21 protein-coding genes and 1 tRNA gene are annotated in these 22,385 nt (G+C 57.5%); 8 read left to right on the top strand and 14 right to left on the bottom strand.

Annotated elements, in window-relative coordinates:
• Positions 1-17 precede the first annotated feature (17 nt).
• The 5 genes from ACSSVY_RS06635 to dapF form a co-directional block, all read right to left on the bottom strand.
• Positions 18-623: a LolA family protein gene (locus ACSSVY_RS06635; RefSeq protein ID WP_454268629.1), complete on the bottom strand. Its 606-nt coding sequence runs from the start codon at positions 621-623 to the stop codon at positions 18-20.
• Between the two features lie 93 nt (positions 624-716).
• A complete protein-coding gene (locus ACSSVY_RS06630) occupies positions 717-3,707 on the bottom strand; it encodes a DNA translocase FtsK 4TM domain-containing protein (RefSeq protein WP_454268628.1) in 2,991 nt (996 codons plus the stop codon).
• An 18-nt stretch (positions 3,708-3,725) separates the two neighbouring features.
• Positions 3,726-4,904 (bottom strand): aminotransferase class I/II-fold pyridoxal phosphate-dependent enzyme, encoded by a 1,179-nt coding sequence (locus ACSSVY_RS06625; RefSeq protein ID WP_454268932.1) that lies wholly within the window; start codon positions 4,902-4,904, stop codon positions 3,726-3,728.
• Positions 4,905-5,096: 192 nt separating this feature from the next.
• Positions 5,097-6,356, bottom strand: coding sequence for a tRNA (N(6)-L-threonylcarbamoyladenosine(37)-C(2))-methylthiotransferase MtaB (gene mtaB, locus ACSSVY_RS06620; protein WP_454268627.1), 1,260 nt, complete (start codon positions 6,354-6,356; stop codon positions 5,097-5,099).
• Positions 6,353-7,186 (bottom strand): diaminopimelate epimerase, encoded by an 834-nt coding sequence (gene dapF / locus ACSSVY_RS06615; protein ID WP_454268626.1) that lies wholly within the window; start codon positions 7,184-7,186, stop codon positions 6,353-6,355. The genes mtaB and dapF overlap by 4 nt, the downstream gene beginning before the upstream one ends.
• Positions 7,187-7,294: 108 nt before the next feature.
• On the opposite strand from dapF, the gene ACSSVY_RS06610 reads away from it, so the two are divergent.
• A tRNA-Lys gene (locus tag ACSSVY_RS06610) sits at positions 7,295-7,370 on the top strand.
• 152 nt (positions 7,371-7,522) lie between these two features.
• On the opposite strand, the gene ACSSVY_RS06605 is transcribed toward ACSSVY_RS06610, so the two are convergent.
• Positions 7,523-8,260, bottom strand: coding sequence for a hypothetical protein (locus ACSSVY_RS06605; protein ID WP_454268625.1), 738 nt, complete (start codon positions 8,258-8,260; stop codon positions 7,523-7,525).
• 85 nt (positions 8,261-8,345) lie between these two features.
• Here ACSSVY_RS06605 and ACSSVY_RS06600 point away from each other — a divergent pair, with 85 nt between their 5' ends.
• Complete coding sequence (locus ACSSVY_RS06600) at positions 8,346-8,576, top strand: helix-turn-helix domain-containing protein (RefSeq protein WP_454268624.1); 231 nt, start codon at positions 8,346-8,348, stop codon at positions 8,574-8,576.
• 248 nt (positions 8,577-8,824) lie between these two features.
• Here the strand turns inward: ACSSVY_RS06600 and ACSSVY_RS06595 are convergent, their stop codons facing one another.
• Positions 8,825-9,199 (bottom strand): hypothetical protein, encoded by a 375-nt coding sequence (locus tag ACSSVY_RS06595; RefSeq protein ID WP_454268623.1) that lies wholly within the window; start codon positions 9,197-9,199, stop codon positions 8,825-8,827.
• Positions 9,200-9,400: 201 nt separating this feature from the next.
• Between ACSSVY_RS06595 and ACSSVY_RS06590 the strand changes: the two genes are divergently transcribed.
• Positions 9,401-9,676: a hypothetical protein gene (locus tag ACSSVY_RS06590; protein ID WP_454268622.1), complete on the top strand. Its 276-nt coding sequence runs from the start codon at positions 9,401-9,403 to the stop codon at positions 9,674-9,676.
• 74 nt (positions 9,677-9,750) lie between these two features.
• Here the strand turns inward: ACSSVY_RS06590 and ACSSVY_RS06585 are convergent, their stop codons facing one another.
• From ACSSVY_RS06585 to ACSSVY_RS06560, 6 genes are all read right to left on the bottom strand, one after another.
• On the bottom strand, positions 9,751-10,149 hold the full coding sequence (locus tag ACSSVY_RS06585; protein ID WP_454268621.1) for a hypothetical protein: 399 nt from the start codon (positions 10,147-10,149) through the stop codon (positions 9,751-9,753).
• A 116-nt stretch (positions 10,150-10,265) separates the two neighbouring features.
• Positions 10,266-10,697 carry a hypothetical protein gene (locus ACSSVY_RS06580; protein WP_454268620.1) on the bottom strand — a complete coding sequence of 144 codons (432 nt, stop codon included), beginning with the start codon at positions 10,695-10,697 and terminating at the stop codon, positions 10,266-10,268.
• 87 nt (positions 10,698-10,784) lie between these two features.
• Positions 10,785-11,924, bottom strand: a complete 1,140-nt coding sequence (locus ACSSVY_RS06575) for a phage major capsid protein (RefSeq protein WP_454268619.1) — start codon at positions 11,922-11,924, stop codon at positions 10,785-10,787.
• Positions 11,925-12,260: 336 nt separating this feature from the next.
• Complete coding sequence (locus tag ACSSVY_RS06570) at positions 12,261-12,479, bottom strand: DUF2026 family protein (protein WP_454268618.1); 219 nt, start codon at positions 12,477-12,479, stop codon at positions 12,261-12,263.
• A gap of 109 nt (positions 12,480-12,588) precedes the next feature.
• Positions 12,589-15,471, bottom strand: a complete 2,883-nt coding sequence (locus ACSSVY_RS06565) for a VapE domain-containing protein (protein WP_454268616.1) — start codon at positions 15,469-15,471, stop codon at positions 12,589-12,591.
• The gene (locus ACSSVY_RS06560) at positions 15,461-15,703 is read right to left on the bottom strand and encodes a helix-turn-helix transcriptional regulator (RefSeq protein ID WP_454268615.1); all 243 of its coding nucleotides are present in this window, start codon (positions 15,701-15,703) and stop codon (positions 15,461-15,463) included. The genes ACSSVY_RS06565 and ACSSVY_RS06560 overlap by 11 nt, the downstream gene beginning before the upstream one ends.
• A gap of 865 nt (positions 15,704-16,568) precedes the next feature.
• Here ACSSVY_RS06560 and ACSSVY_RS06555 point away from each other — a divergent pair.
• The gene (locus ACSSVY_RS06555; RefSeq protein ID WP_454268613.1) at positions 16,569-17,216 is read left to right on the top strand and encodes a hypothetical protein; all 648 of its coding nucleotides are present in this window, start codon (positions 16,569-16,571) and stop codon (positions 17,214-17,216) included.
• Between the two features lie 43 nt (positions 17,217-17,259).
• Here ACSSVY_RS06555 and ACSSVY_RS06550 read toward each other — a convergent pair whose 3' ends face one another.
• A complete protein-coding gene (locus ACSSVY_RS06550) occupies positions 17,260-17,415 on the bottom strand; it encodes a transposase (protein ID WP_454268612.1) in 156 nt (51 codons plus the stop codon).
• 275 nt (positions 17,416-17,690) lie between these two features.
• Here ACSSVY_RS06550 and ACSSVY_RS06545 point away from each other — a divergent pair, with 275 nt between their 5' ends.
• From ACSSVY_RS06545 to ACSSVY_RS06530, 4 genes are all read left to right on the top strand, one after another.
• On the top strand, positions 17,691-19,178 hold the full coding sequence (locus tag ACSSVY_RS06545) for a hypothetical protein (RefSeq protein ID WP_454268611.1): 1,488 nt from the start codon (positions 17,691-17,693) through the stop codon (positions 19,176-19,178).
• Positions 19,178-20,023 carry a hypothetical protein gene (locus ACSSVY_RS06540; RefSeq protein ID WP_454268610.1) on the top strand — a complete coding sequence of 282 codons (846 nt, stop codon included), beginning with the start codon at positions 19,178-19,180 and terminating at the stop codon, positions 20,021-20,023. The genes ACSSVY_RS06545 and ACSSVY_RS06540 overlap by 1 nt, the downstream gene beginning before the upstream one ends.
• 17 nt (positions 20,024-20,040) lie before the next feature.
• On the top strand, positions 20,041-21,129 hold the full coding sequence (locus tag ACSSVY_RS06535) for a hypothetical protein (RefSeq protein WP_454268609.1): 1,089 nt from the start codon (positions 20,041-20,043) through the stop codon (positions 21,127-21,129).
• Positions 21,130-21,192: 63 nt separating this feature from the next.
• Positions 21,193-22,362, top strand: coding sequence for an OmpA family protein (locus tag ACSSVY_RS06530; RefSeq protein WP_454268608.1), 1,170 nt, complete (start codon positions 21,193-21,195; stop codon positions 22,360-22,362).
• Positions 22,363-22,385 lie beyond the last annotated feature (23 nt).

The following is a 22,385-nucleotide window of genomic DNA, read 5'->3' as shown; positions in this document are numbered from 1 at the left end:
CCGTCAGGACGGGTCGCTTAACGGTCCATCCGCATCCGATTCTTGCCGGGAATGACGAAACTGTCGTCATTCAGCCGGACATCGCGCTGCATGTCCCCCAGAACGACCGTGGTCTGACTGCCGCTGCCGTCATGGATCACCCATTGGCGCAATTCCACGGGGCTGCCGGTAAAGACCAGATCAATGCTGCCGTATTCCGGGTTAGCCGGGTCTTGCGCCCGCACCGTGGTCGAGGTGCCGTCGCTGCCATACCCCACAACCATACGCTCGCGCGTCAAGTCCACGTTGCGTGCCAGAATGATCTTGAGCGGGGTGCGGTTGAGCGGATAGCCCACCGGCCCGTCGTTCGAGCGCGGATCAATGATCCCGACCGTATCGCCATCGGCCACCACCAACGCCTCTTCTGGCGGGTCATATTCGAACCGCACCCGACCGGGACGCTTGATCAGAATGCGCCCGGTGCTGATCGTGCCATCCTCATTTATCTGGGTAAAGGCGCCCTGCGCGGTCTTCAACCCGTTGAGATAGGTGGAAATTTCCCCCAAAGTCAGCTTTTCCGCCGCCGCCGGGAGGGCCATCGCCGCCCAGAGGACGGGCATCATCAGAATACGCATGTGTTTCATGCTCTCAAGTTAGGGCGTCCCGCGTGGGATTGCACCAGTGGGAGAGGTAAAAAAGTCGTGGAACAGGCGACAGGCCGCCGAATTCGCAGCGGTCTACTGCGGCTCCGGCACCAGAACCTCGCGCTTGCCCACGTGATTCGAGGAACTGACCACGCCCTCATCTTCCATCTGCTCGACCAGACGCGCAGCCTTGTTATAGCCAATCGCCAGCTTGCGCTGAATATAGGAGGTCGAGCATTTGCGATCCTTGATCACAATCGCCACCGCCTGATCATAGAGCAGATCATCGCCCTCGGCCCCACTGCCCGAAGACAGACCCAGCACCGCATCGATGCTGTCGGCCTTGTCCTCGTCCGGGCCTTGCAGCACCGATCCCACATAGGTCGGCGGACCATAAGCCTTGAGGTGATTAACCACCTCTTCAACCTCTTCATCACTCACGAAGGGTCCGTGGCAACGGGTAATCTTACCGCCCCCGGCCATATAGAGCATGTCGCCCATGCCAAGAAGCTGCTCTGCGCCCATCTCACCCAGAATGGTGCGGCTGTCGATTTTTGACGTGACCTGAAACGAAATCCGCGTCGGGAAATTCGCCTTGATCGTGCCGGTGATCACATCAACCGACGGGCGCTGCGTCGCCATGATGAGGTGAATGCCAGAGGCGCGCGCCATCTGCGCCAGACGCTGAATACAGGCCTCGATTTCTTTGCCCGCGACCATCATCAGATCGGCCATCTCGTCGACGATCACCACGATATAGGGCATCTTCTCGGGGGCGAATTCCTCGGTCTCGAACACCGGCTCGCCGGTATCGTCGTCAAACCCGGTCTGCACCGTGCGGCTGAACATCTCGCCTTTCTTGAGCGCCTCGGCCACCCGGCCATTATAGCCGTCGATATTGCGCACGCCCATCTTGGACATCTTGCGATAGCGGTCCTCCATCTCGGCCACCACCCATTTGAGCGCGACCACCGCCTTTTTCGGATCGGTCACAACGGGGCTGAGCAGATGCGGAATGCCGTCATAAACGCTGAGTTCCAGCATCTTGGGGTCGATCATGATCAGACGGCATTCATCCGGCGTCAGCTTGTACAAGAGGCTCAGGATCATCGTGTTGATCGCCACCGATTTCCCCGACCCGGTGGTGCCCGCGATCAAGAGGTGGGGCATCTTGGCAAGGTTGGCCACAATCGGATCACCGCCAATATCCTTGCCCAGCGCCAAAGGCAGCTTTTGATTGCCATCGCCATAGGCACGGCTCGACAGGATTTCGCGAAAGCCCACCATCTCGCGGTTGTCATTGGGCAATTCGATGCCGATGACGCTCCGCCCCGGCACCGTCGAGACCCGCGCCGAGAGCGCCGACATGGAGCGCGCAATATCATCCGCCAGACCGATTACCCGGCTCGCCTTGAGCCCCGGTGCAGGTTCTAACTCATACATCGTGACCACGGGGCCGGGGCGCACGCTGACAATCTCGCCCTTGACGCCATAATCATCCAGCACGCTTTCCAGCATCCGCGCGTTTTCTTCCAGCGACTCATCGCTCAGATGATGCCGCTGAATCTGCTCGGGGTCCGCCAAGAGGCTGAGCGGCGGCAATTCATATTCCGGTTGCGCCGGGGCCTCGAACTTCAGGGTCGGTTGCGCCTCGGCGATGGCCCGCGACGAGGGCTGCACCGGCTTGCGCGGGGCGTGCTGCACCACCTTGCGAGGCTCGGGCACCGGAATGCGCGGCGCGGGGGCAGCCATCTCCGGTGCATCATCCAGACCATAGGCCTCGATCATTGCGTCGAAATCCTCATCCTCATCCAGATCAATCGTCGGCGCGGGCTCTGCTGCGGGTAACCGCGCCGTCAGCGGCGGCTCGGACGGGTAGTGGGTTGCCGGGCGCGCGCTCTGCATCAGCGCAGGCGCTTGCGCGGCATGGCGCGCGGTCAGCGGCGGTTCGGGTGGCAATGATCCGCGCGGCGCAGAGTTCAGGATCAACGGATCAGGCCCCCTGCCCCGGCCTTTGGTCAGAGGCGCCACCGATTCCACACGCACCGCAGGATTCTGCCGCACCCGCGACTTGATCACGTCAGAGATCTTGGCCCGGATACGATCATCACCGGGCATTTCCGCGGCCCCCTCATAGGTCGCGGCCTCCACCAATTCCGGCTCTGGCATCACGTCGGGCTTGCGCATCAACATCGGCATGCGCGCCAACAACCCACCCGGCTTTTCGACCGGCTGCGGGGGTTTTGACACGGCAGGGCCGCGCCGGTCCGCCGTCAACGGAACAGTATCGGCCCGACGCACCCGTGCGCCCTCCAATGCGGGTTCTGCCCGCAGCGGCACCGCTGCACGCGCAACAGCCGTCTCGTCACGCCGCGCGCGCCGCTCGGCCATCATCGCCTGCACGGCCTGTCCGGCCTGCGCCGCCCCACCGGCGCCACGGCCCATGGCCTTCATCACCGCTGCATAGCACAGGATCGCCCCCACCAGCAGGAACCGCGCTATCCGGCGCAGTTCGACCTTGGTAAAGCCCAAGACAAAGGCGCCCAGAACCAGCACCCCCGCGCCGAGCGCCAGCGACAAAACCTTGAGCCCGACGCTTGCCCCAATCGGCAGGATGCCCAGCAGTGCCCCAAGCACGGTATCGCCAAAGAGCCCGCCCAACCCAAAGCTATGGGTCTGCGCCCACTCCGCGCCCGGCGCCAGAGACGAGGCATAAAGAGCGAGAACCGCCAGCCAGATCGGTGCAAAAATCAACCGCCCCATGGCCCGTTCCTCGCCCCGGTGCAGCGCCAGCCGCGCACCCCAGACCGCCAAAACGATGGCAAATCCCCAAGACCCCCAACCGATGATCATGAACAGCGGCGCCGCCATCGACGCGCCCAGCCGCCCCATCCAGTTCTGCACCGGCGCATCGGTGGCCGACATCCAGCTCGGATCATCCGGGCTGTACGAGACCACCATTGCCGCCGCCATCAGCCCGAGGACGATCAACACAAGACCCAGCAATTCCTTGCCACGTTTCTCGATCGCCTCAGCCATGTTGCTGTCCAGCAAAGGGTCGCGCCCGCGCGTCTGATATGCCATGTCGTCCCTCGTCCTCAATCATCCATAGAGACAGTCACGCAGCCGCCTAAGGCCACCCGCCATCTCGGTTTTTGGGGCCACCATCGCGACCCGAATATAACCCTGACCGGGGTTCACGCCCCCCGCCTCCTGGCTCAGATAGGCACCGGGCAAAACCCGCACGCCGGTTTCCCGCCAGAGCCGCAGCGTCGCCGCCTCGCCATCCTCGACAGGCAACCACAGGAAAAACCCGGCCTCGGGGCTGTGATATCCCGGCAAGTTGCCGAGGATGTCATCGGCCATCTCGTATTTCTCGCCGTAGAGGCGGCGATTTTCGATCACATGCGCCTCATCCGCCCAAAGACGGGCCGCGACATGCTGCAACGGCATCGGCAGCGGCGATCCGGCATAATTGCGCAACTGTTTCATCTGCGCGATGTTCTGCGGTCCTGTCGCGACGAAACCGCTGCGCAGCCCCGGCAGGTTCGACCGCTTCGAGAGGCTGTGAAAGGCCACGATCCGCTCAGGGTCCGCGCCCATCTCCTGCGCGACCTCCAGAATGCCCACCGGGGGCGTATCGCGGTAAATCTCGGCATAGCACTCATCGGCAAAAATGCGGAAATCGTGCTTTTCCGCCAGCCGGATCAAATCCGCCCAATAGGCACGGCTCGCCACCGTGCCTTGCGGATTGGCGGGCGAGCACAGATAGGCGACCGTCACCCGGTTCAGAACCTCCTCCGACAACGCCCCGAAATCCGGCAGAAAGCCGGTTTCATGGGTGGCATTCAGAAACACCGGCTCAGCCCCCACGCTCAGCGCCGCCACCATATAGACCTGATAAAACGGGTTGGGCACCAGCACCACCGGGCGCTTGCCGCCCTTGGTTTCCGGGCTGAGCGCCATCATCGCATTATAAAGCCCCTCACGCGTGCCATTGAGCGCCATGATCCGCGTCGCCGGATCAAGCGTCACGCCATAGCGCCGCCCCACCCAATCGCTCGCGGCCTCAAGCAGCGCTGGCATGCCCTCATTGGTCGGGTACACGCCAAAGCCATCGGCATTTTCCGAAATGATATCAACGATCCAACGCGGAAATGCGTGCTTGGGCTCGCCAATGGTCATATGCACGACTTCTCCGCCGGGCGCATGGGCGTCCAATAGGGTCCGCAAGCGCGGAAACGCATAGGCCGGTAGGTTCGCAAACCGCTCGGGATACATGTGATACTGCCTCAAGGTTCGGGATCGTTCGCGTCCCGTTTCCCTGAATCTACCCAAGCCCCGGCCTCAGGTCCAGCAAAACCAATGGTCTAGACCCCCGATTGTGGCATTTTTGGCAAGCGCCCGGCTTTCACCGTTCTGCAAATACTCCTTGCCACCCATCCCCACGCGCTCCGGCAGAGGTCTGCGCCCTCAGGCCGCCGTCAATTGCCCGCCCTGCCAGCCCGTAACCCGCGCGCGCACAATCTGCCCCACGGGGCGGTCACTGTCGAAAACGACCTCGGTGAATTGCTCGGTGCGCCCCATGCGCGGCGCCTCCATCAGCACCGCGTGCTCGCGCCCCTGCTGTGCGGCCAGATGGGCGATAACCCGTGCCTCACCGGCAGCCCGCAACCGCCCGGCGCGGTCCTTGATGGCGCGGCCATTGACCTGCGGCATCCGTGCTGCGGGCGTGCCGGGGCGCGGGGAATAGGGAAACACATGCAGCCATGTCAGATGACAGTCCTCGACCAGCCGCAAGGAGTTTTCGAAATGCGCCTCCGTCTCGGTCGGAAAGCCTGCGATAATATCCGCGCCAAAGGTCATCTCGGGCCGCAAGCGCCGCGCCTCTTCTGCAAAGCGAATGGCGTCATCCCGCAAATGCCGCCGCTTCATCCGCTTGAGAATCAGATCATCGCCATGTTGCAGACTCAGATGCAGATGCGGCATGAGGCGCGGCTCCGTGGCAATCGCCTGCATCAGGTTCTCATCCACCTCGATCGAATCGATCGACGAGATCCGCAGGCGCGGCAGGTCCGGCACCAGCCGCAGAATCCGCATCACCAGATCGCCAAGCTTGGGCGTGGCCGGCAAATCTGCCCCCCAGCTTGTCAGGTCCACGCCGGTCAGCACGACCTCGTTGTAACCTGCCCCCACCAGTCGCTTGATCTGTTCGACCACGACACCGGCAGGCACAGAGCGCGAATTGCCCCGGCCAAACGGGATGATGCAGAACGTGCAGCGATGATCGCAGCCGTTTTGCACCTGCACATAGGCGCGGCTGCGGCTGCCGAATCCATCAATCAGATGCCCGGCTGTTTCGCGCACCGACATGATGTCATCGACCAGCACCCGCTCGGTCTCGCCGATGAAATCCCCCGCCAGCCGGGCCCATGTGTCCGCCACCATCTTCTCGGTATTGCCGATGACCGCATCCACCTCGGGCATCGCGGCAAAGGTTTCGGGCTCGGTCTGCGCGGCGCACCCCGTCACGATCAGCCGCGCCTCAGGGTTCTCGCGCCGCAAGCGCCGGATTTCCTGCCGCGCCTTGCGTACCGCCTCGGATGTCACCGCACAGGTGTTGACGATGACCGCATTGCCTAGGCCCGCTTGGCCCGCCAATTCCTTCATCGCCTCGGTTTCATAGGCATTGAGCCGACAGCCGAGCGTGGTGAATTTCGGGGCGGATGTCATCGCTTCGCCGCCAGAAACGCCGGCGTGAACACGCCGCTTGCCACATGCGCCGTCTCGCCGGTCATCCAGACGCCATCCTCGCGCCAGTCGACATGGATCGTGCCACCATCAAGATCAATCCGCACCCGGCGCCCCGTCAGCCCCCGCCGCGCCGCCGCCACCGCCGTCGCACAGGACGACGAGCCAGAGGCGAGCGTCACGCCAACCCCGCGCTCCCAGACCCGCATACGGATGTGATCGGGGCCAATCACCGTCGCCACCTGCACATTCGTGCGCTCCGGGTAAAGCGGATGATGCTCATACCGCGGCCCGAACTGCTCGAGCGGCACCGCCTCGGCATCGGCCACGAAAAACGTGCAATGCGGATTGCCCATGCCCGTGGCCACGGGACCACCCTCGATCGGCAATTCGAGCGTATCCATCGCCTCGGCCAGCGGAATCTCGGCCCAATCCAGCTGCGGCCGCCCCATATTCACAGATGTCAGCCCGCCGCCCGCATCGACCGCCACCAGCGCGCCGCGCGCCGTGCTCAGTTCAAGCCGCGTCTTGCCGCTCTCGTCCATCAAATGCCGCGCGATGCAGCGCGTGGCATTGCCGCAGGCCGCAGAGGTCGAGCCATCGGCATTGTAGAACGTCAGATGCGCATCGCCCATGCCTTGCGTGATGACCGCCAACTGATCAAATCCAATGCCCCGATGCCGGTCCGCAATGGCCGTGATCAACGCGGGCGTCAGCCCCAGATCGCGCGCGCGCTCGTCCAGCACGACAAAGTCGTTTCCCAGCCCATGCATCTTGAAAAAGGGCAATCCGGTGTGGTCATCGTGGCTCATGCTCGCGCATATAAACTGCGCCTTGCGACGAATCCAGCAGATCGCGGAATTATCTTGCACTTTCGGGGTTGACCCCCCGCCCCGCTCTTTCTAGATACCGCGTCTAGTGGGCCGTTAGCTCAGTTGGTAGAGCAACTGACTTTTAATCAGTGGGTCGCAGGTTCGAATCCTGCACGGCTCACCACTAAATCAAGAAAAAACAAGAGGTTAGGGATAGCATAAAGCTACGCCTTCCCCTCCTGTTTTTGCCTTGTCACCGGATTTGTCACCACATTTCGCACCATAGAAAAAGCCGGGCGATTCCCGCGCCCGGCCCTTGTCGATCTGGTGATAGGTTCAAGCCGCCTGTCGCAACACCGTTGCAGTCATGGCCTCGGCCCATGCAATAGCATCTAGGTCAAGCTGTCGATAGAAGGGTTCCACCTCCTGCCATGCTTGCATGGCCTGTGCCTTGATGATTAACCCGGTGACGGTCTTTTCCCTGAAATGGATGATCTGGCCAACTAAGCCCTTAAGTTCCTTACGTGCCGATACCGCTCGCTCCTGTGCAGCTTCAATGCCAGAGGCTTCCGTGATCCGGTCAACCTCTGACCAATAAGCGCGGGCCGGTTCAACCTTCGCAGCTTCCCGCTCTGCCCACCGCTGCGCCAGCTTGGCCCCCCTTTGGGTCTTGGTTTGCATCTTATGATGATACCTGCCCCACCCATATTTTGCCAACTTTCCGAAATGTTCCGGCGTTCCCACATCCCGAACAAAGAGTTTACATTCAAAACCTTCGGTTTGGATCCCTCGGCCAAGAATATCCCGATGAGTTTTGCAATCTTCACCATAGGCAAAGATCTCTGTGTCAGGCTTAGGCCACTGCGGCCCCCAAGTTTCTGCAATCTGCTGAACCTGTGCCGTAGCATCTTTGTAAGCCTGTAGCCGGTCGCTCAGCCCGTCTGCCAGTGAAAGCAACTCAGGGGCTTCCTGCGGTGCTGCATGGCCCTGTGCTGCGGCCCCCGTGGCTGCGGCGGTCGATGCGGCGGCCAGCCCAAGCAACAAGCGGCGGCGGTTTGTTTGAATGAATGTCATTGTCATAGTCTCCCATTATGATATTGCACCAATGGTGCAACTCTGCATCAATAACGCAAACTGCATCAAAAGTGCAAGGTAGAATATGACGCCCGAACAATGCCGCGCCGCCCGTGCCATGCTGGCCATGTCGCAAGATGATCTCTCCAGCGCCACCGGCGTTGCAAAACGAACCATTGCAGGCTTTGAAATGGGCCAGAGTTCGCCCTATCCGCGCACCATCGCGGCCATCCGCGCAGCCCTCGAATCTGCCGGGGTGGAATTCATCCCAGAGAATGGCGGCGGCGCTGGTGTGAGGCTGCGCAAGACGATCTAGCCACGCTCCGCTCGGACACGTTCAGCAGGCGGGCGGCATCGCCTCGGCTTACGGGCGCTTGCGCCGCCGCCCGTTCCGAAAGAGGAACGCCGGGAAGATGCGGGACCTCGTGCAAATTTGCATTAGGTTCGACGTCACTCCGGTAGCCCCTCGGCATATTCGCAACCCGCGCCGCGATGCTGGCCCGCCCCTCGTTCAGCTCGTGCCCTTAGCCATCCGCTGTATCAAGTTGTGACAGGGCGTTGCCGTCAACTTTTCTTGAGTAAAAACGGCGCTGAGAGAGAGGCGAACATGCTCTTTTTCATGACACCCACGAATTCTTTTCCGTCATCAAGCCTACAAATGAAAACCACGTCATTCGTCTTCCCTCCCAGATAACCTGCGGCAACCGCTCCAAGTGGGCCAGCAATAAGCGCTCCTGCAACGCCCCAGCCAACAGTGCCGCCCATTTTGCGGTCGGTGTCTGTGTTTACTTCTTCAACGGCAACAACACTTGAAGTTGGATACTTAGTTGCCTTCAATCCCCAGCCTCCAACCTCGTGAAGCATTAAATTTTGATTCAGGTATTGGTGTTTAACGTCGGTGCGAAAATCACCAGCAACAATCTTGAACTGTCCGAACAATGCCCGTTCTCCCGAATTCGGCTATTATCTATTGACGCAAAGTATCTTGAACCGCGCAAGTTCTTTCTCGAGACTATAGTTTCAAAGCCGCGCAGCTTCACACGCTAACGCACCACCTCTGCTTTATTAGTAAGACCGGGATTCGACACAGAAGGCTTTAGGTGACAACATCTGTGAAAGTAGGAATCAGGGAATATTAATGTGAACGATTTAACACGAATTCAGGTTTTGGAAATTCAACGTGGGGCGGATTCCAACGGCGGCTATGTAAATGGCCGCATCAACTTTCAGTTCGGCAAAGGCTCGGAGATTGCTGTGACTACCTCCGTCGATGATCACCCTGAAAAAAACAGCCTTCCAGAAGTTGAAGCCGCACTCGTAAGTCGCGCACTTCAGCTTCTAAATCACGCAAACTCGCTTGATCCTGATTCTCTCGATGCACTTCGGGAGAAGGGCCGTCTACCGACCCAGGGTTAAAAATTTGCCGCTCTTGATATTCCCTCATAAATTCGTCCTTTCTCTGTTGGAGCATCGCATTTCGTGCATGCTGGCTACGCGTCGAATTGAGCGAATGGGTCGTGTTCGTCGCCATCGCCGGGAATGTGGATCTTGCTTCGATCTGCCGGGGTTGCTCCAAGGCTTGCAAGAGCCTGTCGCGCGGCGGTCAGTTGCGCCGCTTTGACCGCATCACTGGCCTTTGCGGTTTCGCGGATTGCGGCCACCGCCTGCGCGGCAATCTCCAGCGCAAGACGATCCTCGCGCACAAGCCAAGACATGATGCCCGCAGCCTCGCGCCAAACCTCTTTGCCGTCTTTGCTCAGATAGGTCGGCGGTGCGCCAACCGGATCCCCGCTCGTGGCGGGTTCGCTGCGGTCGCGGTATCGCTGCGGGTTCGCCTTGTCTGCCCCAGTCAATCGGGCTTTGGCGAGCGGTGTCTTGTGGTTCGGCATGGTAGCCTCCTGAAAGTTTCAACTGTGGACATGTGCAAACGCCTTGGCCGCCGGTTCGCTGATTTGGATTCTGGCAACAATCGAATATCCCCCGCAAGAGCGTGCCGCGTCGGGCGTCACGTTTCCCACGGCCTCGGCCCCTTGGGGTTTCGATCAACGCTGCGCGCCGCGCTCTCGGCCCTCAGACGGCTTTGGGGCGTAAGGCGCAGGCTGGTGCCCAGCGTTTTGAGAACCTGCGCCTGCCGCGCGTGTTCGCGTAGCAGGATCGTATATTCCGCAAGGTCCAAAGCCCCCGGCCCATGCTCGGCTTGGTGGATCAATTGACCTATGCGGCGCAGCGAAACAGTCGTGCGGCAATAGGCGGCAAGGATCGGCAAAGACTCGGCCCCAATCCAGTCAGCGGGCAAAGCCTCGAGCGTGGCGTGCCAGACCTGCGCGCCCTCATCCGCCAATGAATAGCAAGCGTCCGGGCGCGCCTGCCTCTCCACGGGCGTTTGTGCCGGCGCTATCGCCGTGCTTGCCGCACTCGGTCTGCCTCGTTTTGCCATCGGTGTTTCTCCACGTTTATGGTTTAAGAGCTTGGCCGCCGGTCCGCTGTCAGGGGCAACCCGAACAATCAGGGTGCCCCCGCTCTCTTATGCAGTGCCGAACCGCAGCAGCTTGACGGCTTCAAAGTTCGCCACACTGCCACCTACACGCTTGTAGGCGTAGAACAGCACGTTCGGCTTGCTGGTGAAGGGATCACGCAACAGGCGCAGGCCATGACGGTCTACGATTATGTAGCCTTCTCGGAAGTCACCAAAGGCGATGGATAGGGAATTGGCCCCGATATCGGGCATTTCCTCGTCCAGCACCACCGGGAAGCCCAAGAGCCTATCAGGTTCACCGGACGCAAGGGACTGCGCCCAGATGAAATTGCCGTCTCCGTCCTTCATCTTGCGCACCGTGGCCGCTGTCTTGCGGTTCATAAGCCAAGAGGCATTTGGGCGGTAAACCGTCTTGAGCGAGTATGCGAAGTCAATCAACACGTCGCCACCTGCCGCACCAAAGCCGCCAGAGGTTCCCGTATTGATATGCTCGATAGTCCCCCATGCGCGGGTTGCATCTGGTGTCGCTGCGGTCGTGTAGCTTAGCAGGCCGCGCGGCTTAAGGATGCCATCGCCCCCGATAAAGGCTGCGCCTTCTTTGCGTGCAAACCGCATGGCGCATTTCTCGACCAGCCACGATGCAAGATCCAACTCGCTGTCATCCAGCAGCTTTTGCGTGATCTTCGGCATGGCATACATTTCATGAACGGGAACCGAAAGAACACCCAACTTCGGGGTGCCAGTTTCGGGGCGTATCTCTGTCTCGCCAACCCATCCGGCCTCTGCCTCGTCAAGGTCGTTGAATTCCTCGAATGAGGATGAGGATGCCGTGACCACGCGCGCCAGTTGCCGCATGGGCGACACCTCATACACGCGCTTGTTCATGGCCCCGCCAAGGGTCGGATAGACGCTGTAGCCGCCGTCAGGATCTGAGCCAACCGACATGGCCGCATTGGGTGCCATGATGGATGCAAGCGCCTCGTGGTCATCCGAACGGATGAAGCTGCGAAGGGCCGCGCTGATTTCGCGCTGGTTTCCGTCCATCGGTTCGAAGTTGCCGCCGGATTGACCAAGACCGCGCGCCGCCGACTTTGCGGCAACATCTGCGATTTGGCTTTGCAGGTCGGATAGCTGCGCCTTGTGATCGGCTTTGAAATTGACCACCTCGGCGTTGATTTGCTGAAGCATGGCAACAGGATCTTGGTTTGCATTGACGCGCATGATCCCGCGCGCAGGGGTGAACATCTTAGACATAAGGTAGCCTCATGTTTGGGCGTAGCCGTTGGACGGCATTTTGCCGGGTATGGAAGGATTGGCCCGTTGACGCTGCCAGCGTTGCGCGTGACGTTATCGCCGGAACAGGTAGCGCAAAGCATACCTGTGAAACTGTTTCGGGAGTCCGGTCCGGCCAGCGCAGAGCATGACCGAACCTTCACTTCCGCAATCAAATCGCAGCCGATTGCACCACCAGCCACAACGGTATCATGTTACCTCACTGCACTGTTTCGCGCAACTGTATTCCCTCTATTTCGTCGGCCACTCGACGCAGCCATTCCGCCGCACGCGCGGCCCCTTGATCTGACCACATCGAACTTTCGCGTCCAATCGAAAGTGGTCAACTAGGATATTGGCTCCAAAAAGGCTGTAGTGGATGCAAGAATGGGCGGGATCACCTCCTTCACTTTCGACAACTGCCGAGACGATTTGAAAAATTCTTTCATATTCTTTCAGTTTGATAAGCATTAAAACAGCTCCTTCACAAAGACACCTCGCTATTGGTGTTTTTTTTGGCGGGGGGCGGTGATAAGACAAAGCGCAGCGCTCGAGCGTTCAGGTCAATACTGGCGGGCCTTTATCTCCCAACCAGTTTTGATGGCGGGCTACCAAGCTCCTCAAGCTTACGAGCGACCCCTTGCGCCTGAAACGAAGCGTCACACGGATTTGGCACGAGCCACCCATTTGCCTTTCCTCCCTTGGTATGGACCGGCAAATTACCTCTGTCTGTCCCTAGAAACAGGTCTCCGTTAACGCAAACCACGCTTGGGTGAGAACTCCACATCCGCTTCATCAAGGCGGCCACGTCACTCAGGTCCTTCTGTGTTGGCTGGCGCACAGAATGATCGTTCTTTTTCGTAGATGACATCAGGATTTCAGTTGCGGTCATGCGTTTGAGTTTGTCCGGCAAAGGGCCGGTCCAATCAAACCGCATATTGAGCATTTCTTCGATCCAGCCGACCGTTCGGAATTTGTCTGCGTTCTCACGCAACAGCGCCTCCTCTTCGGCGTTTGGCCACCACGCCTCACCAGATATATACCGGCTCCAAGCTTCGGCCCAAAGCTGGTCGAGTTCATCATCGCTCCAAGAAAACGAAAAACGCCCAATCTTAAGTGGCAAGAACCGGCGATTTCCAGTGCGATCAGCCAAAAAAGCCTCGTCGTTGACCGTCCCGACAAAAACCGTCCGACGGAGAAAGCGCGATGTCGTTTCTGCATAGGGCATGCGCAGCTCATCCCTGCCGTTGGACAAAAAACCTTTGAGAGCCTCGATGTCAGATTTGCGGAAGGTCGCGTCCAATTCGCCAAGCTCTGTCACCCAAGAGGAAACCGCTTGTTTCACCAAATCTTTGTTTTTGGGGTCGAGCACCATGCCCTCCTTGAGATAGGAGCGCAACGGCGCCGGAAGAAGACGAGCAATGCCCTTTGTCTTGCCAATCCCTTGTGCCCCGACAAAGACCACGACATTCTCGAAATGCGGACGGGCCTCGGGGTTAACTGCACGGGCAGCGACCGCATGATCTGCGGCAGCACAAGCTTGAAGCAGGAAAACTCTAGCTGCAATACGCGCGATTTGCGGATCCGTTGCCCCAAGATCGGCGGCGAACTTCTCGAAGCGGGGCTTTTTGTCCCAATTCTTGGACTTCAAATACTCCGTCACGGGATTGAACGACCGGCGGTCTGCAATCGCCGTCATATGGATTCGCAAATTCTTGGTGGGAACCCCGTTCAGGTTACAAATTCCGATGACCTGAGACAACAGACCGCTGTCTGAGTTGTCGCCGGTTGAGGCGAGATTTGGGTGGGTCCAAGCGATCTCCTTGCAGATTTCATCATAGCGGAACGTAATCCCATAGCTGTTGAGTAGATATTCCACATTGTCGCCGTGGTCCAAGGTCACCAACCTACCATCGCGGTCCAACTTGGTCTGAGGAAAGCCGGGCGATGGAATTGGCTTTTCTATGGGAACAAAGCTCGCATAGCTTTCGTCCTCGTCACGCGGATGAAGGGACACATCGTCTTTGGGAGGAACGTTTGCAGCGCGCCAAGCCGTTACGGCGCCTTTAAGACTGCTGCTTTTGCGCCCCAAACCGAGGCTCTTGCACGCCTCTTTATAGATCAAGTCGGTTTCGAGTGGGTCGAGTTCAGATAGTGCAATGATCCTCACAATGGCGTTGTAGACGCCGTTCGCGTCTTTGATCGCTGCACAAGCGGTAGATAGGTCATGACGCAGCTGATAATACTGTTCGCCGCGTGCAAAGCTGAAGATCCCAGGCTGCTTACCCTCGTTCCAGTAAAACTTAGCAACCGAGCGTCCACCATCGTAGTCTGGTTCCAGAGGGTCGGGACAGGTCTTGCCATCCAGATCCGCGCCACGAGGCCCCATCAGTTCCGCAACCGGCACGGACTTGCCGTCGTCGAACTCGATCATGTCAGAGCCCACAAGGTGTTTAGCTTTATATCGCGCATGGGCGGTCCTTTCGGCCAGCTCGGCAGGGATCCCAGACCTTTGTAGGCGTTCAGCGTGATCGGCCATCGCCCGCCCTTTTGTGGCATCCGCCTCGGGCCGAAGCTTTCGACGTGCTGCGTCCATTTTGAGGCGGGCTTCTGCCGCGCGCGTTGGCCTCTCGGCGATCGAGCTTGGGTCGAAATCCGGACCATCAACACAGAACATCTTATGACTGCCGTCGACCTTGCGCAGACCCTCCCCTAGATCGGCCGTGGGGAAGTCCGGCTGCGTCGGACGCCCGAGCGCCTGATCGGCAAGGCTTCGCGGAAGCACTGCCCCTGATTTGCTCACGTAAGCATAGCACCCCTTCATTGAGATCCAGGCCCGCAGGTGGATTGTTTCGAGAACCTTCGGGGTAAGGGAGGCATCAGAGGTGACCAGCAAGACGCGCCAGCCACCAGCGCCGGAAAGAAGCTGCCCAGTATCCGCATTCTCGATAAGGCTGCTGCTTGACGGCAGAACAAGCATGGGCGCTGCCTTGGCTTCCGGAAGGAGCGCGAGAACAGCCGCACGAACCTCGTCAGGCGTTTCAAGGATCGACGGTTTGTTTGGGTAGGCGGTGTCTGCCTTGCAGGGATCAATGTCTATGCTTATCAGGCCGCGTTCCTTGCGAAACGCCAAGTAGTCCTTGGTAAGCGCGACAAAGCTGTCCACCGGCCATTGCTCAGAACCCATAGTCGCAGCTATTAGGCGCGCACTCGGGAGGACAATAGTTGCCCCACAGTTGGGATCAAACGTCCCAGTGACGAACATGGTTTCGCTGGTCGCAGAGAGGCGATACTTAAAGGCCTCTTCTGCAGTCGCAAAACAGCGATTTATCACTTCCCCTGGTCCAGACCGAGGACCCATCAAGGTGGATTTCTCGAGCCCATTACCATCTTTGTTCAATACCAAACGTTTGCCCACAGGGGCGTGGTATTTGACGCCGTTGATGCGGATCTTATCGGCCATAACGCTTCCCCCCATTGAAGCGGCCAAGCGTCGCCATTGGTCTTGTGTTCGGATAGTGAATGCGCCGCTCCAACCAAGCCTTGACGGCAGATGTAGGATAGAGTTTTCGGCCACCGACCATCAGCGAAGGCAGCCCGTCCGGCTCTGTCTCGTAGCGTGCAATGGTGCGGTCGGAGACGCCAAGTTGCCTGGCGAGTTCGGTCCGCGGAATGTATTCATCCAGAATGGGCATGCGTCTCTCCATGTTTTGCGCAACGGTCGCAACGACCGGATCGCGCCATGTCCAGAGATTTATCAATGCGGTGGGGGTGCGGGCAAAATGCCAACTTGAAGTGTTTTCCTTTCCAGGTTGGTATTCACATCCCGGAGTGCCCCTGAATGCGCTGTGTTTACAGACGCAAGGCCGCGACAAAACGGGAGGAGGGTTTCCCCAAGGCACCCCGGATAGCCGACCGTCACGTTCGCGATGGTCTCGGCCAACAACATTGTCCGGCTCTGCCTCATCGCTGCCCCTCCTGCGGGCCTTGTAGAAACGCTGTCAAGAACTCCACCGAGAGCGGCGAATGATCACACGACCGTAGCCACCCCGGGCCCATATGCAGCAAAGATTTCGGAGCCGTCCTGCGGCCTCTTGCGCGCTCGCCGTACATCGACCAGCGACTTCACCATTGCGCATAGCATGGGCTTACCTTACCAGCCGACGAAAAGTGCATGCTAAGGAATTCACTATGAAATTTTGGATATATGTCGCCGTTTGCTTCCTCGTAATTGGAACTCTATTCCCGATACTCAGAGGCGATGGCGCGGGTGCCGCAGAAGGCATGATCGGCGGCCTTGGTGTCTTGGCTATAGTTCTTATCATAGCCGCGCTGGTTTGGTTGGTGAGGCTTCCATTTAAGAAGAAAGAGTAATTCGAGCCAATTATCAATGAACGTCAATATCGTTCCAGAAATTGGATCGACTCAACTTAGAGAAGCGCCCTCATGATGTCACTCTTCTTGGCACGTCTTACCCGAAGTGTCCTACTGACACTTGCACTTATTATCTGCATTCCCAGTTTTGCAAGTGCCGAAAGTGGGCCCGGGGGGCGCGATTTCGTGACTGGTCTGCTGAAGGAATCAGACTTCACCCCCATTTTTAGGGCGATGTCGCAATATTTCCCGGAGGATGCTCGAAACTTGGAGGTGAGCCTACGAAGGACTGCGGATCGACTTGGCGTAGACCGCACCGACATCATTCCGATCGACGATGTCACGCGCATGTCACAGGATATAGCTAATTCTATCGCACAGTTCTATGCAAACTACCGGACCCATGTCTACAACGCGCCCAACATCGCCCTACTGAATGTCCTTCAGGCGCACATCCAGCCAATCAAGTATTTGCAAGCACACGGCAATGACTGCAATAATTACCTTGTATATGGCGCTTCCTCGAGCCTAATCCAGACTGAGGTACCGTACTCCATGATAGAGGTGGCCGCGGTTACAAAGTTCCAAGCGATGTATGACGGATCCATGTCGCCTGTCCCGCGACCACAGCTTACTGCATACTCCGACGCCCTACGAAATCAAGTTTTCCGAGGCATGGACCAAGAGGAGATCGAGTTGCTGTCTAGCCCCCAAATTACGAACCCAAAAACCTGCTCAGCCAACATCAAACTGTTGGAGAATATCTGGCGCGCCGAGGGTCATGACGCTGAGCTGTACAGGGCCGAAACGGTCTTATTGCTACTATCCCAGTAGCCCCAATGCCGACTTCTGGCCGATCGATATCGTCTGCGCCCCCTTAACGTGTTGCGATGCGTCGAAAGGAGGCCTTCAGCCTGCCAAAGAACCGCTCTATCTTGTTGCGTTCCTTGTAAAGTTCAGCGTCGAAATCGGCGGGGAGCTTTGGATTGGCTTTGGGCGGGATCACCTCGATTGCACCCTGTTCCCAGATCATTTTCCTGATCCAGTCGGCGTCATAAACTACCCCAACTTGAAGATAGCCGGCAATACAGCCGCCATGAAACTGAATGTGACCGCGTAAATTCTACAGTGGCACCGCGTCAAAAACGGTGAACGTATTACAAGTTCTGTTGCATAAAGAAGCGCCCATGACTATCAATCTCGAACAATTTGGTGAGAACAGTTTGGTTATTGTAAGATTTGCGATTTCCTTAGGACCGCGCCAGTCGCATTGAGCCAATTCGCAGCTAAGAAGCAAAGGGGCCGGTTGTGATCCGCACGTTGTCAAATATCTTCCGCTCGGATGAATTTATCTCGAGTTCGGAAATTTTCCCAGATATCGACAAAGACCGCATTGCTCGAGATCTGAGCCTTGAAGAGGCCGGACGGAAGCGAGGTGGCGAGGGGCAGCCTGGAACAACTTCTGAGACGCTGGACCATATCGAGTTGAAGGCCATTTCCCGCGTTGAATCGCTGCGGCGCCGCGGTTTGGAGAATTTCGAGACCAACAGAAGGGTCTATTCCGAACGCCTCAACAAGGCATCGTCAGCACGAATGCTGGTCGAGACCGAGGCTGAGGATGCCAAAGCGCGTTTCACAGAGGAGGTAACCAAGTGGCGGGCTATGATGGTCACGCCGCGCGAGCGTGTACAGGAGACCTATCGCTGGCGCACTCAGTTTCGCGAACAGAACAAGATCGGTGCTCGCCCTGCAAGGCTCGCAAGCAGTTGGCCAAACATCATCGGTCTTGCATTGATTATGATCCTGCTGGAGGCCGCTGGAAACGCATACCTGTTCTCTCAGAACAACCCACTCGGCATTCTGGGCGGGCTTATCGCTGCCTTCTTGGTGTCTTTCGCGAACGTAAGCATGAGCACCTTTCTGGGGATTGCTGCGCGATTCATCAATGTCAAAGGCTTTCAAAATCTCTTGAAGAAATTTTTCGGTCTTCTTTTCTGCATGGCTTGGCTAGCATTCGCCTTGGGATACAACGCTGCCGTCGCGCATTTCCGAGATGCCGTCGAGACCACTCTACAATGGCGAGAGGCTGGTGAGATGGCAATTGACACTTTGATTGCGAACCCAGTCGGATTGAACACAATGGAATCCTACGTGCTGTTCCTTTTAGGTTTCTTTATTTCTATCGTGGCCTTCTTAAAGGGCTACCACTCATCCGACCCGTATCCAGGTTATTCGAAGGTTGCGGCGGATGTGGTCCAAGCACGCGATACCTACATTGGATATCTCGAAGACTCCATCGACACCTTGGCGGAGCACCGAGACGAAGCCGTGGACGCATTGCGGCAAGCCCGTGACGAGGTGGCCCGGCATATTCACGACTCCGTGGATGCTCTCTATGGACAAAAGGCACTGCAGGCGAACCTGAGCCCCTTTTTGGAACAGTGCAACATCTCTGCAAACTACCTGCTTGCAGTCTACCGGGATGCCAACAAAGCTGCGCGAAAGGACGATGGCCCAGCGTATTTCGATAAAGAATATGCTTTCGAAGTTTTCCAGTCTCCGGTCTCTGAAGATGACCGACGCAAAGAGGCGGAAGAGCAAGTGAACGAAGTCTCAAAAATGGTCGACAGGGCTATCAAAGAGATCTTTGACGTGTTCCATCGCTCTGTTCAGGAGCATTACGAGATTGACGAACTCGAAGGCACTAAGATTGACAGAATGAATCGCCATATCTCAAAAAGCGTACCCGTGACTGGCGACTTGAAGGTCGTGGCCGCCGACAAGGAAGCCGTCTGATGGCGCGACGTAGGAAGTACAACCGGCCCAATTCTCGCAGAAGGGGTTCCGCTCGCAGTCGCGAAAGTGGTAGCAGCAATCTCGGATGGTATATTGCCATCGGTGCCTGCTTGCTGATCATTGGAGGCGTCCTCTGGGGCTCTCAGGCATTACTCTCCAAATCGAAGATCGACGAGGCAACGCTGTGTCATGCCGGGGGCCCGGTCAATGTTACCTCCATCCTGCTTGACCTGACGGACCCGTTGAATAGCACGCAACAAGCCCGCCTTAAGACGATCATAGAAAATGAAATTGCATCTTCCTCGACAGACACGATGATTGCGCTTGGAGTAGTCAGCGAAGATCCAAATCGGTGGGGATCATTGTTTGCCAAGTGCAAACCAGCGACCGGTGAAGCGGCGAACGCGCTATACGAGAACCCGACACTTATAATGGCACGGTACAATCGAGAATTTCTGACGCCCATTCGGGACAAGATGGAAGCCTCGCTCCAGGGTGAGGTCGAAAACCAGTCTCCGATCATGGAAGCGCTCCAGTCTCTAATCGCAAGCACGCCCGACTTCACCCGTGCCCGTGGGCAAAGGAAGATCATCATTGTTTCGGACATGCTTCAGCACAGTGATTATCTGAGCTTCTACCGGGGTCAGGGATGGGATTATTTCTCGGACAACGAGGGCGAGCAGCGTCTTGCCAGCAACATGTCCAACGTCATCGTTGAGATCCTGCGGATTCCCCGCACGGCAGGAAACTTGCCTTCCCGCAGTGTCGTTGAAGGCTTCTGGACACGGTACTTCGACAAGCAAGGTAGCCAACCGCCAAGTGTCAGCTCCTTGGGGGATCTTTAATGTCAAGACCCAGACGCATGCATGATGTTGCGCCACGCGACGTTCTCGACAGGGTTGCTTTTTTTGTAGCATTCGTTGCTGGGGCATTTGGCAGCATTGCGATCAAGGCCCTCGGTACACACCCGTTTTTTGCAGCGGGCTATGCTGCAATGGTTCTTATTGCTTACGCTCTTCTAGCTTGGGCAGGAGGTCGAGTGAAACTCGAGCCCGAAACCATCGGGGACAACTGCTACTATCTTGGCTTCCTCTTCACACTCTCGAGCCTGTCCTACACGCTTTATCAAATGTCGGATCCGACTACGAACGCGGGGCGTCCTGTCGATATCCCAGTTGTCATATCGGGCTTCGGGGTTGCCTTGTCTTCCACTATCGTCGGCGTATTTCTTCGCGTCTTAATGATGCAGCTGCGCACTGATTTCGTTGCGAAAGACCGAGAAGTGCGGGCCGACATCAATCGCTCGTTCAGTGACTTCCGCAAGAACATGGCCGGCATGCTCTCGCAGATGAAGGCTTACTCGGCTGAGTCTGTGCAGCTGGCATCCGAGCGGGATGAGCGAATAAGAAAGTCGACTGAGAATTTCGTGGATGACTACCGACAAGCCCTCAAGAAAAGCACGACGAGCTTGGCTGACCACATGAAGGAGGCATTTTCCGAAGCGATGAGGGATGTTGTGAAGGAGTTTTCGGAGGCGCAGAAGGCCAGCCACGAGCAGATGGAATCCACGCTGAAAGAACTAGAGGCCTTAAAGAACAGGCTTAATGAGCAAGAGGCACAGTCGTTCGAACAGATTGGCGCCCGGCGAAAGGTTCTTCTGAAAGAGATCGCAGAGTACGAGAAAGCGATAAAGACCCAGAGCGAGGTTACGGAAGCACATATCAAAGCTACACGCCGTGCAACGGATGCGATCTCAATGCGCTTTATCCCGGCGCTCGATGGCATGAAAGAAAGACTAGATACGTTTCCGCCCACGTCCCCGGCCGAAGTTGCGTCCTTAGAGAGTAAAAATGTAGATAAGAAAAATCTTGAAGACCCTGCCGATCAGCCAGTCTCGCTGAAGGCGGAGACGCCCCCTGGGCCTTGGCGGGGCAAGAGTGGGAAAATCTAAGGTATGAGTGATCCAACACATATGGATCGAAGCTACCGGCGTGGTGCCATAATGGGTCTAACCATGGCGGAGGCGTTTATCCTTATAGCATTTGCACTTCTCCTACTTTTTGCATTCTGGCAATGGGAAAAAGAGAAAGAAAATACGCCGGAGGTCCAAGCCTTCAAAGACATGCCGTACGATCAAAGGCAGACAGTGCTGACCGCTTCGCAAGATGGATCGATTGAGGCATTCATGGTTCTGAAGGAGAACGGCGTGGACTTCAAAACGCCCTCGACAGTCGACGAGCCAAAAGAGAAATGGCGCTTCATCGACCAGGACGAGGTTCGGCGCCTTCTCGATGCGGCGTCCAAGTTTCCAGAGGACATTCAGCGAGATCTGGCTGATATGATGGAAAGCGAGGAGGCGCAACAAATCCTCAAAGAAATGGGTGCACTCGAAGAGTTGGTCTCCTCTGGAAAGGAAATTGCAGATCTCGTTGCCTCAACGGAAGTCGCACAGGCGATTGATGAATCCGGGATGAGCCCTCAAGATCTCCTTGCAACAGCGGGCATTCTGAAATCGCTGGATGAATCCGGTCGAACCTTTGAGGAAGTTGTAGACGCTTTGGAAACGCTGACAGCCTTACAGGAGGCTGGTCAGACACTCGAGGGGATCGCGAGCAAGATTTCCCAGGCGGAGGCCCAACAAAAAATGATGGTTGGTGCCTTGAGAAGCGAGTTGGGAGAGATTGTCTCAAGCGTCGGTGGACAAATTGACGAGAATGGGGCGATTATCTTGCCTGATACTATTTTGTTTGAGCAGGGCCAGGCTCGCATTACACCGGTCCTGGAAAAATTTCTGGCGGAGGCATGTGAGCCTTGGGTGACCACCCTAAAAAGCTCTGGCGTCGATATAGCTGAGATAAAGATTGAAGGGCACGCGTCTTCGGAGTGGCGTTCCGGATCGTCTCCGAGGCAGGCCTATCTTGGCAACTTGGACCTGAGTCAACGGCGTTCACAGGCTGTCTTACGCGTCTGTCTCGACTTTATTCGAAACAATAGGACGCTTGATTGGGCCCGAGCACATATGATCGCGGTCGGTTATTCTTCTGTGCGACCCGTAATGAAGGATGGAGAAGAGGACCGAGCTGCGTCTCGCCGTGTTGTATTGAGCGCGGCCCCTAATAGAGAGAGCTTGATAGACCAGATTGAAACCGAAGCAAAATCTGTGCGTGGTGACAGCAAGCAGTAAATATTTCGAAAAATTGGAGAGGA

It is taken from the genome of Roseovarius sp. MBR-51, from assembly GCF_053628575.1.
Note: the sequence above shows the minus strand (reverse complement) of the source record. Positions and strands in the feature narration are given on the sequence as shown.

Bases quoted from the DNA above. Each gene is read 5' to 3' on its own strand.
- ACSSVY_RS06635 (WP_454268629.1), bottom strand. From the start codon at position 623: ATGAAACACATGCGTATTCTGATGATGCCCGTCCTCTGGGCGGCGATG.
- ACSSVY_RS06630 (WP_454268628.1), bottom strand. From the start codon at position 3,707: ATGGCATATCAGACGCGCGGGCGCGACCCTTTGCTGGACAGCAACATG.
- ACSSVY_RS06625 (WP_454268932.1), bottom strand. From the start codon at position 4,904: ATGTATCCCGAGCGGTTTGCGAACCTACCGGCCTATGCGTTTCCGCGC.
- mtaB (WP_454268627.1), bottom strand. From the start codon at position 6,356: ATGACATCCGCCCCGAAATTCACCACGCTCGGCTGTCGGCTCAATGCC.
- dapF (WP_454268626.1), bottom strand. From the start codon at position 7,186: ATGAGCCACGATGACCACACCGGATTGCCCTTTTTCAAGATGCATGGG.
- ACSSVY_RS06605 (WP_454268625.1), bottom strand. From the start codon at position 8,260: ATGACATTCATTCAAACAAACCGCCGCCGCTTGTTGCTTGGGCTGGCC.
- ACSSVY_RS06600 (WP_454268624.1), top strand. From the start codon at position 8,346: ATGACGCCCGAACAATGCCGCGCCGCCCGTGCCATGCTGGCCATGTCG.
- ACSSVY_RS06585 (WP_454268621.1), bottom strand. From the start codon at position 10,149: ATGCCGAACCACAAGACACCGCTCGCCAAAGCCCGATTGACTGGGGCA.
- ACSSVY_RS06580 (WP_454268620.1), bottom strand. From the start codon at position 10,697: ATGGCAAAACGAGGCAGACCGAGTGCGGCAAGCACGGCGATAGCGCCG.
- ACSSVY_RS06575 (WP_454268619.1), bottom strand. From the start codon at position 11,924: ATGCTTCAGCAAATCAACGCCGAGGTGGTCAATTTCAAAGCCGATCAC.
- ACSSVY_RS06570 (WP_454268618.1), bottom strand. From the start codon at position 12,479: ATGCTTATCAAACTGAAAGAATATGAAAGAATTTTTCAAATCGTCTCG.
- ACSSVY_RS06565 (WP_454268616.1), bottom strand. From the start codon at position 15,471: ATGGCCGATAAGATCCGCATCAACGGCGTCAAATACCACGCCCCTGTG.
- ACSSVY_RS06560 (WP_454268615.1), bottom strand. From the start codon at position 15,703: ATGCCCATTCTGGATGAATACATTCCGCGGACCGAACTCGCCAGGCAA.
- ACSSVY_RS06550 (WP_454268612.1), bottom strand. From the start codon at position 17,415: ATGATCTGGGAACAGGGTGCAATCGAGGTGATCCCGCCCAAAGCCAAT.
- ACSSVY_RS06540 (WP_454268610.1), top strand. From the start codon at position 19,178: ATGGCGCGACGTAGGAAGTACAACCGGCCCAATTCTCGCAGAAGGGGT.
- ACSSVY_RS06535 (WP_454268609.1), top strand. From the start codon at position 20,041: ATGCATGATGTTGCGCCACGCGACGTTCTCGACAGGGTTGCTTTTTTT.
- ACSSVY_RS06530 (WP_454268608.1), top strand. From the start codon at position 21,193: ATGGCGGAGGCGTTTATCCTTATAGCATTTGCACTTCTCCTACTTTTT.